15 protein-coding genes are annotated in these 15660 nt (G+C 68.8%); 5 read left to right on the forward strand and 10 right to left on the reverse strand.

Annotated features, from left to right (window positions below; genetic code table 11):
- Window positions 1-78: 78 nt before the first annotated feature.
- The 5 genes from ACOABP_RS18955 to ACOABP_RS18975 form a co-directional block, all read right to left on the reverse strand.
- Window positions 79-1164: a BatD family protein gene (locus tag ACOABP_RS18955; protein ID WP_474229465.1), complete on the reverse strand. Its 1086-nt coding sequence runs from the start codon at window positions 1162-1164 to the stop codon at window positions 79-81.
- Window positions 1161-2762 carry a VWA domain-containing protein gene (locus tag ACOABP_RS18960; protein ID WP_474229467.1) on the reverse strand — a complete coding sequence of 534 codons (1602 nt, stop codon included), beginning with the start codon at window positions 2760-2762 and terminating at the stop codon, window positions 1161-1163. Before ACOABP_RS18960 ends, ACOABP_RS18955 begins: the two co-directional genes overlap by 4 nt.
- Entirely contained in the window at window positions 2759-3775 is a 1017-nt protein-coding gene (locus tag ACOABP_RS18965; RefSeq protein ID WP_474229469.1) for a vWA domain-containing protein, read from the reverse strand. The genes ACOABP_RS18960 and ACOABP_RS18965 overlap by 4 nt, the downstream gene beginning before the upstream one ends.
- Window positions 3772-4269 carry a DUF4381 domain-containing protein gene (locus ACOABP_RS18970; protein ID WP_474229470.1) on the reverse strand — a complete coding sequence of 166 codons (498 nt, stop codon included), beginning with the start codon at window positions 4267-4269 and terminating at the stop codon, window positions 3772-3774. The genes ACOABP_RS18965 and ACOABP_RS18970 overlap by 4 nt, the downstream gene beginning before the upstream one ends.
- 151 nt (window positions 4270-4420) lie before the next feature.
- A complete protein-coding gene (locus ACOABP_RS18975; RefSeq protein ID WP_474229472.1) occupies window positions 4421-5227 on the reverse strand; it encodes an IclR family transcriptional regulator in 807 nt (268 codons plus the stop codon).
- Between the two features lie 100 nt (window positions 5228-5327).
- On the opposite strand from ACOABP_RS18975, the gene ACOABP_RS18980 reads away from it, so the two are divergent.
- Genes ACOABP_RS18980 through ACOABP_RS18995 form a run of 4 tightly spaced genes read left to right on the forward strand, consistent with a single transcriptional unit; the run spans window position 5328 to window position 9475 of the window.
- A complete protein-coding gene (locus ACOABP_RS18980; protein ID WP_474229474.1) occupies window positions 5328-6338 on the forward strand; it encodes a Bug family tripartite tricarboxylate transporter substrate binding protein in 1011 nt (336 codons plus the stop codon).
- Window positions 6339-6354: 16 nt separating this feature from the next.
- Complete coding sequence (locus ACOABP_RS18985) at window positions 6355-7878, forward strand: class I adenylate-forming enzyme family protein (RefSeq protein ID WP_474229475.1); 1524 nt, start codon at window positions 6355-6357, stop codon at window positions 7876-7878.
- Window positions 7875-8660 carry a citryl-CoA lyase gene (locus ACOABP_RS18990; RefSeq protein WP_474229477.1) on the forward strand — a complete coding sequence of 262 codons (786 nt, stop codon included), beginning with the start codon at window positions 7875-7877 and terminating at the stop codon, window positions 8658-8660. Before ACOABP_RS18985 ends, ACOABP_RS18990 begins: the two co-directional genes overlap by 4 nt.
- The gene (locus tag ACOABP_RS18995; protein WP_474229479.1) at window positions 8657-9475 is read left to right on the forward strand and encodes an SDR family NAD(P)-dependent oxidoreductase; all 819 of its coding nucleotides are present in this window, start codon (window positions 8657-8659) and stop codon (window positions 9473-9475) included. The genes ACOABP_RS18990 and ACOABP_RS18995 overlap by 4 nt, the downstream gene beginning before the upstream one ends.
- 52 nt (window positions 9476-9527) lie before the next feature.
- On the opposite strand, the gene ACOABP_RS19000 is transcribed toward ACOABP_RS18995, so the two are convergent.
- The 4 genes from ACOABP_RS19000 to ACOABP_RS19015 all read right to left on the reverse strand — a co-directional run bounded on the left by ACOABP_RS19000 (window position 9528) and on the right by ACOABP_RS19015 (window position 13699).
- A complete protein-coding gene (locus tag ACOABP_RS19000; RefSeq protein ID WP_474229480.1) occupies window positions 9528-11195 on the reverse strand; it encodes a tyrosine-type recombinase/integrase in 1668 nt (555 codons plus the stop codon).
- 96 nt (window positions 11196-11291) lie between these two features.
- Entirely contained in the window at window positions 11292-12626 is a 1335-nt protein-coding gene (locus tag ACOABP_RS19005) for a sensor histidine kinase (RefSeq protein WP_474229481.1), read from the reverse strand.
- A complete protein-coding gene (locus tag ACOABP_RS19010) occupies window positions 12623-13294 on the reverse strand; it encodes a response regulator transcription factor (RefSeq protein ID WP_474229482.1) in 672 nt (223 codons plus the stop codon). The genes ACOABP_RS19005 and ACOABP_RS19010 overlap by 4 nt, the downstream gene beginning before the upstream one ends.
- Before the next feature lie 6 nt (window positions 13295-13300).
- Entirely contained in the window at window positions 13301-13699 is a 399-nt protein-coding gene (locus tag ACOABP_RS19015) for a PepSY domain-containing protein (RefSeq protein ID WP_474229483.1), read from the reverse strand.
- A gap of 109 nt (window positions 13700-13808) precedes the next feature.
- Between ACOABP_RS19015 and ACOABP_RS19020 the strand changes: the two genes are divergently transcribed.
- Window positions 13809-13949 (forward strand): hypothetical protein, encoded by a 141-nt coding sequence (locus ACOABP_RS19020; RefSeq protein ID WP_156546119.1) that lies wholly within the window; start codon window positions 13809-13811, stop codon window positions 13947-13949.
- A 22-nt stretch (window positions 13950-13971) separates the two neighbouring features.
- On the opposite strand, the gene ACOABP_RS19025 is transcribed toward ACOABP_RS19020, so the two are convergent.
- On the reverse strand, window positions 13972-15621 hold the full coding sequence (locus ACOABP_RS19025) for an S-layer protein (RefSeq protein ID WP_474229485.1): 1650 nt from the start codon (window positions 15619-15621) through the stop codon (window positions 13972-13974).
- Between the last annotated feature and the right edge of the window lie 39 nt (window positions 15622-15660).

The following is a 15660-nucleotide window of genomic DNA, read 5'->3' on the forward strand; positions in this document are numbered from 1 at the left end:
AGCCATCCCAGTATGGGCGGGGTCGCTGCCAGAGCGGAATGCAAACTTTTGGAACTTTGATCTGAATGATTTTGTGAACTACGGATTCAGTGGCGGCAGCGGGGGCGCATTGCGGCGGTGCGGCCCGTCCCCATGCGCGCGCCGGCCGTGCGGACGCCAGCCCTTGTGCCAGCGCCATGCCGCGTAGCCCGCCCCGATCAACACGCCTGCCAGCAGCGCCACCCACCGCCAGTCGAGCCAATCCGGGATCTGCAGCGGCGCCCCACCGGAGGGCGCCAACCCCAGCCCGGGGGCGGCGCGTGCGACGTCGATGGTCACGGCTGGCGCGGACGACTGCGCGCGCTTGCCGGTGGCCGGGTCGTACCACGCCACGGAAACCGCCGGCAGCGTGTAATGGCCGCTGCCTTCGAACACATAGGTGATGGTCTCCACACGCCGCCCGCCGCTTGTGCCGGCCGGCTCGTCGCCGCTGGCGGCAACGCCATCCTGCAGTTGTGGATCGGCGCGGAACTGCCGCACCCCGCGTGGCGCGGCCAGTTGCGGTGGCTCGATCATCATCGCGGGCGTGCCGGGCGCAAAGATCGTGATGGTCCGTACCAGTGCATCGCCGGCCCGCAAGTGGGCATCCTTGCCGCTGACAGGCTGGTCGAAGGTCTGCCCGATGTGGATGGGCGCGGCCGGCAGCAGGGGCGCGGCGGCCGGAGCTGAAGCTGAAGCCGAAGGCCCGGCGCCCTGGCTATCGTTCCCTTGCCCGCCGGCATGGATCGTGATGGCCGGTAGCGTCACCGTGGCATCCTGTGGCTTGCCGCCATCGCCGGACCACCGGAAGTGAATCTCGGGCGTCGGCAGCGTGAAATCGCCCCCGGTCTGCGGCGTGAACACGTAGATCTTGCGGATGCCCGCATAGCTGGTGCCATCGATGGTCTCGGTGGAGTTCACCCCCCGCTCGTCCGGCATCGTCACCACGGCACCGGGCACCTGCAGCGCCGGAAATGCGGGCGCCGACAGGAAGAAATTCGGTGTCAGGATCGTGACCTCGATCTGTACCGACTGCCCGGCCACCACGGGCTGCTGGCCCAGCACCCGCACCCGCACCGTGGGCGCGGCGGCCTGGACCACGCCGGACAGGAACAGCAGCAGAACCGCCAGCCAGCGCATCGTCATGGCCGGGCCTGGGCCTGTGACTGCAACGCGAACTTGCGCGCCAGCAGCATCGTGGGAGAGGTCTGGATCGCGCGCATCCACATGTCGGCGTTCTGCTGCACCAGCCCCTGCTGTGTCTTCTCACCGCCCGGCGGCGGTGGCGGCTTGCTGGGGTCCAGTTCGATCTGGTCGGGCTTCAGGTCGGGCGGTTCCTCGTCGCCCTTGTCGTTCTTCTCGGCCTGCTTCTGGCGCTCGATGGCCTGCTGCATCAGCGCCAGGTTGCGCTGCGCGGGCGGCCAGCCGGGGCGCTGCTGCAGCACCAGCCGGTAGCGGGCGGCGGCTTCCGGGTACTTGTTCTGCCGGGCCAGTGCATTGCCAAGGTTGAACTGGGCGTCGGTCGAGCTGATCTGCTCGAAGGCCCGGGTCGCCTCGTCGAACTTCCCAGCGCGGTAGTACGCCACGCCGCGCCACATCGGGTCATCGAACAATGTGGCCGCCGCCGCGTAGTCGCCGCGCGCAAAGGCGCGCCGGCCTTGCTGGTCGTGCGTCAGCCATAGATCAACAAATTGCCAGCCGCGTTCCGGCGGGCTGGCCTGTGCTAGCGCATCGCCGCGGGGCGCCGCCACCAGCACGGCCAGGGCCAGCGACGCCAGCCAGCGGATGGTCCAGCCCTTGCGGAACCAGAGCAGCGCCAGCACCGCGATGGGAATGGTCAGCGGCCAGCCTGCGTCGTGCCAGCGCAGCGTGTCCTGGGCGCTGGCCTGCTCCACGTGCGACTGGACGTGGCGCTGTACCCAGGCCACGTCGTCGTCGCTGTCGGTGGTCACCGTTGCCACAGGTACGCCAGTGTCGCGCAGGCGGTGCAGCGCCGCGGCGTCGAGCCCGGGCGCTGCACCGTCCCCAGCCTTCAGCGGGCCGCCAGCGGCGGTGCCAATGGCAAGCACCACGATCTGCGTGCGTTTGTCGCGCTGCTGCAGGGCCGCCATGGCGGCAGGCTCCACGCCATCGGTCAGCAGCAGGATGGTGCCGGGCACCGGTTCCTTCGACAATGCCGCGCCGATGGTCTGGATCGCCCGCGCCGTGTCCTTGCCCGGCACGGGCATGATCGCGGTCTGCAGCGCATCGACAAAGGTCTGCAGCAATGCCGCGTCGTCGGTCAGCGGCAGCACCAGATGGGTGGAGCCGGCGTAGGCATAGAGCGCCGTGCGGCCGCCGTCGCGGTGGGCCAGCAGCGCCTTGATCTTGAGCTTGGCGCGCTCCAGCCGCGTTGGCGTGAGGTCGATCGCGTTCATGTCGGGCGTCAGGTCCACGGCGATGGCAAGCGGCGCCTTGTCCGAAAGGAACGGCGGCCGCTCGCGTTCCCACGTGGGCCCGGCCAGCGCCAGCGCGCCCAGCGCCAGCGCCAGCGCCGTCATATGCACCGGGCGCACCGTGCGATGGCGGCCTTCGCGCACGACCAGCGCGTCGAGCAGATGCGGCGCGATGGTCCCGCGCCAGCGGCGCCGCACGTCGGCTTGCCTGCTCACGGCCCACGGCAGCCACACGGCGGCAATCAGCACCAGCAGCCACGCGGGCCGCAGGAAATGGAACTGGGTCAGCGCCTGGAAGCCATTGCTCATGCAGCGGGCTCCTTGCGCACGTTCGACCCCGGCGCGCGTGCCAGCGCGTACGCATAGCCTGCCATGGCCACCTGGTACGCCAGCACCAGCAGCACGGCGGCGCCTAGCGGCCACATGAACAGTTCGCGGCGCGGGCGCCAGCTCAACGTCTTTTCCTTGTGTGGTGTAACGCGGTCGAGCGTGGCATAGATCGATGCCAGCGCGGTCTGGTCGGCGCCGAAGAAGTAGCGGCCGCCCGTGGTGCTGGCGATGCGCTGCAGCGTTTGCAGGTCCACCTTCTGTTCGCCAGTGGCGGCAGGATCGCCAATGCCCACGGTATGCACCACCACGCCGCGCGTCCGGGCGATGTCCGCTGCCTGCGCTGGCGGCATGCGGCTGGCCGTGTCATTGCCGTCGGTCAGCAGGATCAGCACCTTCTCGGCGGCCTGGCTGTTGTCGAACATCTTGATGCCTAGCCCGATGGCATCGCCCAGCGACGTGCTGGCGCCGGCCATGCCGGGCACCATGTCGTCGATCAGCGTGCGCACCAGTGCGTGGTCGAGCGTGAACGGCGCCAGCGGATATGGTGCGTCGCCAAACACGATCAGCCCGATGCGGTCGCCGGGCCGGTGGGCCACGAAATCGCTCACTACCTGCCGAACGGCTTGCACGCGTGCTTCGACCACCCCGGCGGGATCCTTGAAGTCGCGGGTGTCCATCGACTGCGACAGGTCCAGGGCCAGCAGCAGGTCACGCACGGGTTCGCTCTTGTAGACCGGCGGCTCCAGGAACTGCGGCCGCGCCAGCGCCACTACGATCAGGGCCCATGCCAGCGGCGCCAGCAGATGCTGCACCAGGTTGCGCCGTGGCACATGCGCGCCGGCGGCGGGCTGCAGCCCGGCCGCGCTGGCGACCTCGCCAAAGAACGGCAGCCGCACCGATGCGCTGGTTTCGCGATACGGCGGCACCCGCCACCACACCAGCAGCGGCAGGGGCAGCAGCACGAACAGCCACGGATAGGCAAACGCGATCATGCGGGCGGCGCCTGATGTTCGGCGATCCAGCGGCGGCAGGCAGCAGCCGTGTCACGGGTCTGCTGTGCCGGCCAGTGTCCGAGCGCGGAGCGGTTCAGGTATTCGGTTTCGATCAGGGCGGCCAGCGGCGGCACGGCATCCGTCGCGCGGCCGGCGTGGGCCAGCAGGAAATCGCGCCAGGACGCGCCGGACAGGGCTGCCACGGTCTCGCGCGGCCAGGCTGCCAGCGCGGTGCGCTTGAGCAGTTCCGCCAGCCCCAGCAGCGCCTGCGCGCGATCCGCACCATCAGGGCCATCGGCATCCAACCCGGCCTGCAGACGGCCCAGTTCCCTGAGCGCGGCTCGCCGATAACGGTTGGCGCGCCAGTGGCGCCACATTCGCCAGCCCAGCCACAGCAAGGCGCAGAGCACGCAAATGCCGGCCACGAGCCAGCCCGCCGTCTGGGGAAACCAGGATGGCGGGGGCGGCGTGACGATATCGGCCAGATCGTTCACCGGACGGGTCCTCCCCATGGCGCGTCGGAACAGGCCGGGCCGGACCAGGCCGGACCGACTGCATGCGGGCAGGTTACGCCGAGGCCGTCGGAATCCGAATTCAGAGTTTTTGGCGCCGATATTTAGCGATTTCGGTAACCGGCCGCCGAGGCTACAACCCTTCCGGCAGCAGATCCCGCACCGCATCGCGCATCACACGGGCCAGCAACTGCTGCCGCTCGCGCGGCATACGGGCCAGCGTGGTGGCTACGCTGATACCGGCCACGGGTTCGCCATCGCGATCCGCAACGGCCATGCCCACCGCCAGTGCGCCACGCGTGGCGTGGTTGCCGATGACCGAGTAGCCGCGCTCGCGCGTGGCGCGGATCAGGATGCGCATGCGGTCGGGCGTCATGCCGCCGTATTGCACCAGCGCGTCGGCATTGGTGGCGATCACGTCGTCCACGGCGCCATCGGACAGGGCCGCCAGCAGCGCCAGCCCGGCGGCGCCCACCCCCAGCGGCTGGCGGGTACCGACCTGGATCACCAGTACCTGCACCGGATGCGTGCCGACATGGCGCGCGATGCAGCGCGACAGCGCCCCGTCGCGGACGATCCCGAATGCTGCATCGCCGCAGGCCTGGCTGATGCGGGCCAGTACCGGATGGAGCCGCTCGGCCAGGTCGGCCGACTCGCCGCGCTGCGGCAGCGCCGCGAGGCGCGGGCCCTTTACGTACCGGAAGCGCCCGCGCTGCACCACATAGCCACACTCGATCAGCGTGGCGAGCAGCCGGTAGACGGTAGGCCGCTCCAACTCTGCGGCGCGGCACAGGTCCACCACGCGCAAGCCGTCCTTGCCGCCCGCCAGGATGGCATCCAGCAGCGTTAGGCCACGCCGCAAGGCGCGTGCGCCCTCTTCGACGGATTGGCCCTGATCGTCCGCCTGGCGGACGTTCTGATTCGCAGTACGAGAACGCATGGGAAAGAATTGGCTGGCCGGGATGCAGTCCGCAGTATGCCGCAGAAGCCACGCCCAAGCGTCCGCCGGCCACGATATCCAAAAACAGGAGACAGCCATCATGACCATCCGCAGCCGAGCGCGCAGGCGCCTGTTCAGCCATGTCCTTGCCGGCACCGTTGCCGTTGCCGCCACGCTGGTGTGCGGGGCTTCCCCGGCGCTGGCCGCCGATCCCGCATTCCCCACCCGCCCGGTGCGGCTGGTGGTTGGCTACGCGGCCGGGGGTGCCACCGACGTGCTCGCCCGGCTGGTGGCGCAGAAGATGGGCGAGGCGCTGGGCCAGCCGATGGTGGTGGAAAACCGCGCCGGGGCCAACAGCAACGTGGGTGCCGAGGTGGTCGCCAAGGCCACGCCGGACGGCTACACGCTGTATGTCTACACCATCGCCAACACCATCAACGCCACGCTGTACGACAAGCTCAACTACGACCCGGCCAAGGATTTCGAGCTGGTCGGCATGATCGCCCGTATTCCCAACGTGCTGGTGGTCAATCCCGCCCTGCCGGTGAAGACCGTGGCCGACTACGTGAAGCTGGCGAAGACATCGCCCAACGGTGTGACGTTCGCGTCATCGGGCAGCGGGTCGTCGATCCATCTGTCCGGCGAGATCTTCCGCACCCGCAGCGGCGCCAACATGCTGCACGTGCCTTACAAGGGCAGCGCCCCGGCCGTGACCGACCTGATGGGCGGCCAGGTGCAGTCGATGTTCGACAACACGCCGTCGGCGCTGCCGCATGTGAAGTCCGGCAAGCTGCGCGCCATTGCGGTGACCAGCGCGCAACGCATGCCGCTGCTGCCCGACGTGCCCACGGTGGCCGAATCGGGCTATCCGGGATTCGACGTGCAGTCGTGGTTTGCCATCTCCGCGCCGGCCGGCACGCCCCGCCCCGTGGTGGATCGCCTCAACGCCGCGCTGAACAAGGCGCTGGGCAATGCCGACGTGCGCGAACGCATGCGCGACCTCGCCGCCACGCCCGAACCCGGCACGCCCGAGCAATGCCGCACCTTCGCGATGTCCGAGATCAAGCGCTGGCACGATGTGGTGCAGCAATCGGGCGCACGCGTCAACTAAGGAGTCCGAGAGTCCCATGTTTCCGATCGACCTGTTCTGGCGCGCCGCCGACCGCTGGCCCGACAACATCGCCATCGACGCCCCGGACGGCGCCTTGCGCTACCGCGAGCTGGCCGCCCAGGTGGCCGCGCTGGCCGCGCACTTCATCAAGCTCGACCCGGCACCGCAGAGCTGCGTGGGCATCTGCGCCGGCAACTCGGCCCAGCACATCGTGGCGCTGCTGGCCGTGCTGGCGAGCGGCAAGATCTGGGTGCCGCTGAATCCCAAGAGCACGCAGCCTGAACTGCGGCGCATCGTCGACGCCACCACGCCAGGCATCGTCGTGCTGGACGCGGCATGCGAAGCGTTGCTCGACGGTGCGCCCGGCACGCGCATCTACACCGATCAGGCGCCGGGCCCGGGCGAGTCGCTCGCATCGGCCGTCGCGCAGCACGCCGGCGCGGCGCGCCCTGTGCTGGACCTGGACCGCGATGCCACACAGGCCATCAAGTTCACGGGCGGCACCACCGGCGCGCCCAAGGGCGTGATGCAGCCGTATCGCGCCTGGCTGACCAATATCGTCAACCAGATCCATGCGTGGGGATTCACCGAGGCAGATCGCTACGTGATGGCCGCGCCGATCACGCATGGCACGTCCACCTATGTGATGCCGATCCTGGCCCAGGGCGGCTGCCACGTGATCATGGAGGGCAGCGGCGCCGAAGCGGTGCGTGCCGCGTTCCGCAACCGGCGTGGCACGGTCTGTTTCATGCCGCCCACGCTGATCTACATGCTGATGGCACTGCCCGGCACGTCGCGCGCCGACTATCCCGCCCTGCGCCGCCTGATCTACGGCGGCGCGCCGATGCCGCCGGAGAAGATCCGTCAGGCGCGCGACTTCTTCGGCCCCGTGGTGGCCACCACCTACGGCCAGACCGAGGCGCCGCAGCTGCTGACCGTGATCGGCCCCGACGATTTCGAAGACGAGCGCAACCTGGCGTCCGTGGGCCGCACCACCTGGTTCAGCGACGTGGCGATCATGGCCCCCGACGGCCGCCTGCTGCCTGCTGGCGAGGTGGGCGAAGTGGTGGCGCGCGGCGACCTGGTCATGACCGGCTACTGGAAGCGCCCCGACCTGACCGCCGCCACCATCATCGACGGCTGGCTCCATACCGGCGACCGGGGCCTGATCGATGCGCGTGGCTTCCTGTACCTGAAGGATCGCCTGCGCGACGTGGTCATCACGGGCGGCTTCAACGTCTATCCGATCGATGTGGAGAACGCGCTGGGCCAGCATCCGGCCGTGCATGAATGCGCCGTGTTCGGCGTGCCCGACGACAAATGGGGCGAGGCCGTTCACGCAGCGGTGCAACTGCGCGAAGGCTGCCAGGCGGCGGCCGCCGACCTGATCGCGTTCGTGCGCGAACGGCTGGGCCCGGTGCAGACGCCCAAGCAGATTCATTTCCACACCAGCCTGCCGCGCTCGACCGTCGGCAAGGTACTGAAGAACACCGTGCGCGACCAGGCCCTGGCCGCGCATCCATCCGGAGAACAAGCATGAGCCAACAAGACAAGCCGGTGACCCGGCTCTGCACCCATACGCTGACCAGCCTGCACTATCGCGACGCCGACCTGGTGGAAGACCTGCTTGGCAAGACCACGTTTACCGAGGTGATGCTGATGCAGATCCTGGGCCGCAAGCCACGGCCCGTGGATATGCGTATCGCCGACATGGTGCTGGTGGTACTGATGGAACACGGCCTGACGCCCAGCGCGATTGCCACGCGCCTGATCTACATGAGCGCGCCCGAGAACCTGCAGGGCGCGGTGTCGGCCGGGCTGTTGGCGGTGGGCAGTTCGTTTGTCGGCACCATGGAAAACTGCTCGCAGCTGCTGGACCGCATCCTGGCCGCGCAGGACCCCGACGCCGAAGCGCTCGCCATCGCCCGCGACTGCAAGGCACGCAAGGCCCCGGTGCCCGGCTTTGGCCACCACCTGCACAAGCCGGTGGACCCGCGCGCCTACAAGCTGCTGGAACTGGGCGAAGCCGAGACGGATCTGGCTGGCGCACATATCGGTGCGCTGAAGCGCCTGTCGGCCGCCGTCGATGAGGTCTATGGCCGTGCGATCACGATCAATGCCACCGGCGCCGTGGCCGCCCTGCTTGGCGAAATCGGCGTGCCGACGGCAGTCATGCGCGGTTTCGCGGTGATTTCGCGCGCAGCAGGCCTGGTCGCGCATATCGTCGAGGAACAGCAGAGCCCGTCGGGCCGCTATATCTGGGATGTGGTCGATGAAGCGATTCCCTACGTGGGCAACGCGCCGCATGGGAATCACGCATGACCATGCCCCCGAACGCCCTGCCCCTGAGCCTGGCCGACCGCACCGTATTCGTGGCGGGCGGTGGCTCGGCGGGCCCCGGCTGGAGCATCGGCCGGGCAGCCAGCCTGACCTACGCGCGCCTGGGTGCGCGCGTCTGTGTGGCCGATCGCGACGCGGCGTCGGCGGCCGAAACCACGGCACTGATCCGCGCCGAAGGCGGCCAGGCTGAAACCTTTGTTGGCGACGTGGCGGTCGAGGACGACGTCGTGCGGTTGTTTGCCGAGGCACGCGAGCAGTTCGGGCCGGTGGACGTGCTGCATCACAACGTCGGCATTGGCAAGCCGGGCGGCCCGCTCGACACCGCGCTGGACGACTTCGACGCGGCCCACAACGTCAACGTGCGCAGTCTGTTGCTGGCATCGCGGCAAGTGCTGCCGTCGATGGCCGAGCGCGGGCGCGGTGCCATCGTCACGATTTCGTCGGTGGCCGGCCTGCGCTACCTCGGCTATCCGCACCTGTCGTATTGCGTGACGAAGGCGGCCGTGATCCAGTTCACGCGCATGATCGCGCAGCAGTACGCGGGCCAGGGCATCCGCGCCAACTGCGTGGTGCCCGGCCTGATCGACACACCGCGCATTGCACACACGGTGGCGAAGCAGTTCTCCGACAGCCTTGACGATGCCCGCGCGGCGCGCAGCCGGCAGGTGCCGCTGCAGCGCATGGGCACGGCATGGGATGTGGCCCACGCCTGCGCGTTCCTGGCGTCGGATGCGGCCGCCTATGTGACCGGCACGGAGCTGGTGGTCGATGGGGGCCTGACCGGCAAGTACGTGTAGCGGCCAGGGATCGCGGACTGGGAGGTGGTCGGTGAGGTGGTCGGTAAGGTGGTCAGTGCAGGTCCGGGTCGGCATAGGCCGCGGTGGTGCTGGCCGACGCGTGACCCAGCTGGCGCTGCACGGCCTTGCGGCCCACGCCGCGCGCCAGCGCGTGGGCGCCGGCCGTGTGCCGCAGCCAGTGCGCGCTGGCCTGCGCGAGGCGTGTGGCCGCCGTGGGATCTTGGTCCGCCAACGCCTGGCCCGCCCGCGTGAAGCAGCGCTTCCAGATTGCCGCAACCTGGGCGACAGACAGCGGCGTGTCATCGGCTTCCTGCAGCACGCGGCCGATCAGCGGCGTGGCGGCCGGCAACCGTTCGACGTCGCGCCCCAGCCCGCGTGCTTCCATGTGATCGCGCAAGGCGTCGATCACGGTCTCGGGCAAGTCGTTGGTGCGAGCCCGATTGCCCGGCACGCGCAGCCGCCAGCCATCGGTCTGCGACAGATGCGCCACGGTCAGCTGCCCTTGCTCCGAGACACGCAGCCCCGTGGCATGCACAAGCCTCAGCATGAACTGCAAGCGCACCGTGCGCGGATCATCGGCGGGCAGCGCGCCCACGTACTGCTTCAGGTGCTGCCATTGGGTGCGGCTGAGACTGCGATCGGCCTGGATGCGTGGCGCGGCGGTGGCTTCGGGCTGCGCGGCTGACGCGATCGGGTTGTCGGGCAGGTGTCCCTGCCGGACCAGCCACGCACATAGCGTCTTCAGGATCCTTGCCGCATGGCCGATGCTTGACGGCGACAGCGGCCCTTCGAACGGCCGCCAGTCCGGGCCATTGCGCGCAGAGCCACGCCGCCCCACCCATTGCGCGGCCGGTTGTGGATCGGCCAGGAATGCCAGGTACGCGCGGCAATCGTCGGCGTCCAGGCTTGCCAGCGTCTTGTTCCGCACGAAAACGGCCCACAGCAGGAAGCGCTCGGCCTGGGTACGATAGGCGCGCCAGGTGTGGCTGCCTTCCGGGCCGTACGCCTCCAGCCAGGTCTGGATGATCCGGACATCGGCCTGTGCAGCCGCGTGCCGCAGCGATTCGAGCGGGGCCAGCGCCTGCGGGCCAGCGTCTGGCGCATCCGGCACATCCGCACGGTGCGGCGTCATCGCCTGCGCGTGCAGCCATGCCTCGACCTCGCGCGCGGTGGCTTCGCCAATGCCGTGCGTGTGGCGATACCAGGCGCGTGGATCGGCGGCGACGGCTGCCCCGAGTGCGCCCAGCGTGGTCCAGCCCGTTGCCACCAGCCGGGCCGCGATGGCCGGCGTGAACCAGCCGGCTACGGCGTCGCCCGGCAAGGGGCGTACCAGCAGCAGCGGCTGCAGCGCATCCAGCGCCCGCAGCAGCTTGCGCTGGCGTGTCTGGCGTGCGGTGGCGCTCTCGGTGGCGGGCGGCACGATCATCGCCAGCCAGGTCTTCTCGGTCAGGATGGCGGCTTCGCCATCGGCGCGTGGGCGCGTTGCCAGCCGCTTGATGCCGCGCGCCAGTTCGGCTTCGATCCAGGCCAGCGTGGTGCGTGCCTGGCGCAGATCGAGGCCCGGCGTCAGATAGCGCGCGGCCAGCCGGCCAAGGTCGAGACCCTGCAGGTAGCCACGGTAGTAGGCAAAGTGATGCGGCCCGAGCAAACGCGCCGGGGCCACCGGCGGGCGCTGGCGCCGGCGAACGGCCTGCGCGGCGCGGGGTACGGCGGAAGACAAGGGATGGAAAGCGGGAACCGCAAACAGCAAAGGGCGCGATGATACCCGATGGGAGACGCCGCCCCGCTCCCGCCGTGCAAGAGCGGGGGAAAGCCATCAGCCCGCAGGCGCCGCAGGCAACCGCACGCGCACCCCGAGCCCGCCCAGCGGCGAGGTAGCCAGTTCGAAGCTGCCGCCGTATAGCGCGCAGACATCGCGCACGATCGCCAGCCCCAGCCCGCTGCCTTCGGCCGACTCGTCGAGCCGCGCATACGGTTGCACGGCCTGTGCCATCGCGGCGGCCGGCATGCCGGGGCCGTCGTCGTCGATGCGGATCTCTACCTCGGCGGCCTGCGTCACCAGGTCGACCCGAATCCTGGCCTGGGCCCACTGCCACGCGTTGTCCAGCAGGTTGCCGAGCATTTCCACCAGGTCCTGGCGGTCGCCGGCAAAGCTGGCCTGGCCTTCGATATCGACGGCGATGGGCTTGTCGGCGTGCAGGCGGGTCAGCGCGCGCACCAGTTCGTCAACGGCGGGCCGTACCGCCACCGCGCCGCCGGCCGCCCCACCCGCTCCGGCGGCCCGGGCACGGGCCAGGTGGCGGTCTACCTGCAGGCGCATGGCATCCACCTGCTGCATTACGCGCTGCGATGCCGGCGCGGTCAATGTTGCCGCATCGTTCGCCAGAATGGCGAGCGGCGTCTTGACCGCATGTGCCAGGTCTGCCGCCTGCCGGCGCGAACGCTCTACGGCCTCATGATTGCGGCGCAGCAACAGGTGGATCTCGTCGACCAGCGGTTGTACTTCGGCCGGCCACGCGCCCTGCAGCGTCGGCGCCTGGCCCGCCTGCAGCCGCGCCACCGCCGCGCGCAGCCGCGATAACGGTGCCAGCCCGAAGCGGATCTGCGCCCATACCGCGCCCAGGATGCCCAGGCCCAGCACGCCGAGCGACAGCCACAGCAGATGCCGGAACGATCGCTTGGCCTGCCGCAGCTCGGTGCGGTCCAGTGCCACAGTAATGTCGACCGGGGCATCGGCGCCGGTCAGTTGCAGCCGGCGCGATTTCACCAGCAGCGACTGGTCGCGCGGCCCTACGCGGATATCGGCATCGCCCTCGCCAACCCGGCGTTCCACGGTCACGGGGATATCGACATCCCAGAGCGAACGCGAGCGCAGCGTCTGGCTGCCCGACGACGCCTGCCAGTAGGCCCCGCCGTAAGGCAGTTCGAAGCGCGGATCGGCCGGCTGGCGGGTCAGTTCCAGCTTGCCGTCGGCGCGCCACTCGAGCGCGGCGGTCAGGCTGGTCAGGTCGCGGTCGAGTTCGGCGATATAGGTGCGGTCGACGTGACGGCCGAACAGCGTATCCAGCAGCCAGCCGGTGGTGCACAGCGTGCCGGCGATCCACAGCGTGGCAATGCCCAGCAGGCGCCGGGCGATGGAGGCGCGCTTCATGCAGCGTCGGCCGGCGGCCGCATGCGGTAGCCCAGGCCCCGTACGGTCTCGATAACGTCGACGCCCAGCTTGCGGCGCAGGCGCCCCACGAAGACCTCGATGGTATTGCTGTCGCGGTCGAAATCCTGCGCGTAGATATGCTCGGTCAGCGTGGTCTTGCTGACAATGGTGCCCTGGTGGTGCATCAGGTAGTCCAGCACCTTGAACTCGTGCGCGGTCAGCGTGACCGGGTTGCCGTGCACGCTGACCTGGCCGCTGCCGGGCGCCAGCAGCACGGGGCCGCAGGCCAGCGTGGGCGATGTGCGGCCGGCAGACCGGCGAATCAGCGCGCGGATGCGGGCCAGCAGTTCTTCGGTGCGGAACGGCTTGGTCAGGTAGTCGTCGGCGCCGGCGTCGATGCCCTCCACCTTCTCCACCCAGCTGTCGCGCGCGGTCAGGATCAGCACAGGCACATCGTTGCCGGCCTGGCGCCAGCGCTTGAGTACGGTCAGGCCGTCGAGCCGGGGCAGGCCCAGGTCGAGCACGACCGTGTCATAGGGATGTTCGGCGCCCAGGTGTTCGGCGTCGATGCCGTCGGCGGCATGATCCACCGCGTAGCCGGCCTGGGTCAGCGCCTGCGCAAGCTGCGCGGCCAGTGTGCTTTCATCTTCGACCAGGAGGATGCGCATGGCGGTTCAGGGCTTGCGCGCGCGGTCGAGATCGTGGCCCTTGGCCTTGAGCAGCCTGGCATCGCGTGCGTCATATTCGAGCTTGGCGACGGTGCCGGTGGGCAGCAGGAGCTTGACTTCGTATTGCCAGATGCCGTCGTCGCGGTCCAGCTTCACGTCGATGACGTCGCCCGAATACTGGCGCGAGACGGTGTCCAGGATGCGCGCCAGGGGCAGGATCTCGCCGGACCGCAGGGCCGCACGGGCGCGGTCGGCGTCGGTATCGGCCAGCGCCACGCCGGCACTGCCCGCCGCGCCCAGCACGGCCAGCAGGATCAGCATGCGGCAGGCGCCGCGAAGGCGTGCGGCGGGACGGAAAGCGGGCAAGCCCGTGACGGCGGATGTGGAAGGGGGCGAGGCAGTCATTTGCGGCATTCTCGGCCGGGCAAGCTGAACGGCGCCTGAACGGAATGCTCAGGTGCCATTCAGGTACCACGGCGCATGATGCCCTCAAGATTCCCACAACCCCGGCACCATGTCACGTTCCAGCAAACTCCTGTCCCCGCGTTACCCCACCCTGCGCAGCCTTGGCGCGGGCCTGGCCCAGTTGGCCCCGCTGGCGGTGGCCATGGCCGGCGCCGGCCTGCCCTTCTGGCTCCAGACGCTGGGCCACTAGGCAGGACCGGCAATGATCGGCCTTACGAACCGACCGTCACGAACACCGGGTTCGAATAGAACCACAGGTCGTTGTAGTTGCGCGCGTTGATCGCGTCGAAGCGCGCGTTGGCGTCCGTGATCGAGATCTGCTGGTCCGGCAGCGGATTGCCGTTGGTCGTTTCACCGGCCACATTCATGCCCAGATTGGTGCCGCGCAGGCGGAAGTACTGGTTCTTGGCGGCCTTGTAGGTGTAGGTCACGGTGTTGTAGCCGTCCTTGTCCAGCTTCCAGTCGGCCGACGTGAACGTGGCAACCACCTTCGTCGAGTCGTTGGTGTCCTTGCTGTACCCAGGCGTGCCGGACGCGGCGCGCGGCGTCACATCGCCGGCGATCAGGTCGATATGGTCCACCACCGGCCGCATGTTGACGCTGACGCCACCATTGATCGGATACTGGTAGTTGTTGCGGTCCGGGCTCTTGAAGCGGATGGTCACGGTCACCGTCTCGCCGGCCTTGGCCTTGAGTTCACCACCCATCTCGCCCTTGCTGGCACCGCTGGCAATGTTGAAATCCAGCGCGTTGATCAGGTCGCCAAAGACCGAGAACATCTTGCCCGAACGGACGCCTTCGAGCACACCTTTGATGCCGGTGTTCTTGTTCTCGATCCAGACATAGGTCTTGGCGTACTCGCCCGGGAAATAGCCGCTGCTGTTGGTACCGACGGTCTTGAAGTGGTGGTCGGAGTCGCCCACGTTCCAGAAACGGCGGCCGTCGCCCAGCATCGCGTCCCAGATGCCACCAACCTGTGCCACCACGTAGTCCACGCCGCCGTAGACGCGGCTCTTGAGGTTGGCGTCGATGTAGGCAGAGTTGTAGCCACCGCGGTCCGGCTCCATCTGGTTGCCGACCATGCCTTCCACGGCGAATGCGATGTTCGGGGCGGTATCGTTGAACTCGCGATAATCGGCGGCGGTGTATTTGCCAGGGTTGCGCGACGGGTGGTTGATCAGCGCGTAGCTGGAGTCCGGGAAGTTGTCACGCAGCCAGGCCACCGCCTTGACGGCATCGGCGTGGGTCGTAAAGGCACGCGTGCCGGCGGCGTTCCAGTTGGCGACATCCACCGCATCGAACGACGTGTCGGGGCGGTTCGTAAAGTAATACTCGAACTGGTTGGCGGCCTTGGTGGCCGTAGCCAGCGGCGCGCCCGTGAAAATGCCCACGTTCATATGGTCGTGGGTCGGCATGTCCCATTCGAACGCCGAGAAGATCAGCTTGTTGACATAGCTGCCATTGACCTGAAGCTGGCGGACGGCCGGGATTTCATAGTCGGCCATGGCCTTCGAGAACGGCAGCGGACCGCCCACGATGGCGGTGCCGTTCTGGTCGCGCGTGGACACGCGCAGGTGATTCGTGAGAGCGGTCCAGTCCAGGTTGTTGGTGATCATGGCCTGGTCCAGCACGTCGACGAGCTTGCTTTGCGCATCGTCGGATTCGGTCGTGTGGACATGCAGATCGCCCGTGGTCCACTTGCCGGTGACTTCCGCCTGTGGCGTCGAAGGCGTGGTCGGCGTGGTGGTGGGCGGCGTGGCGCCATTGTTGCCGCTGGTGCTGCTGGTGTTGTCGCTGCCGTTGCAGCCGTAGAACGCAAAAGCGACGGTCATTGCCGCCGCCAGGCTGATTGCAGACTTCATGTGACGCATGAAACTTCCCCGTTATCCTGTTGATATTTC

Source organism: Cupriavidus sp. HE11, from assembly GCF_056097175.1.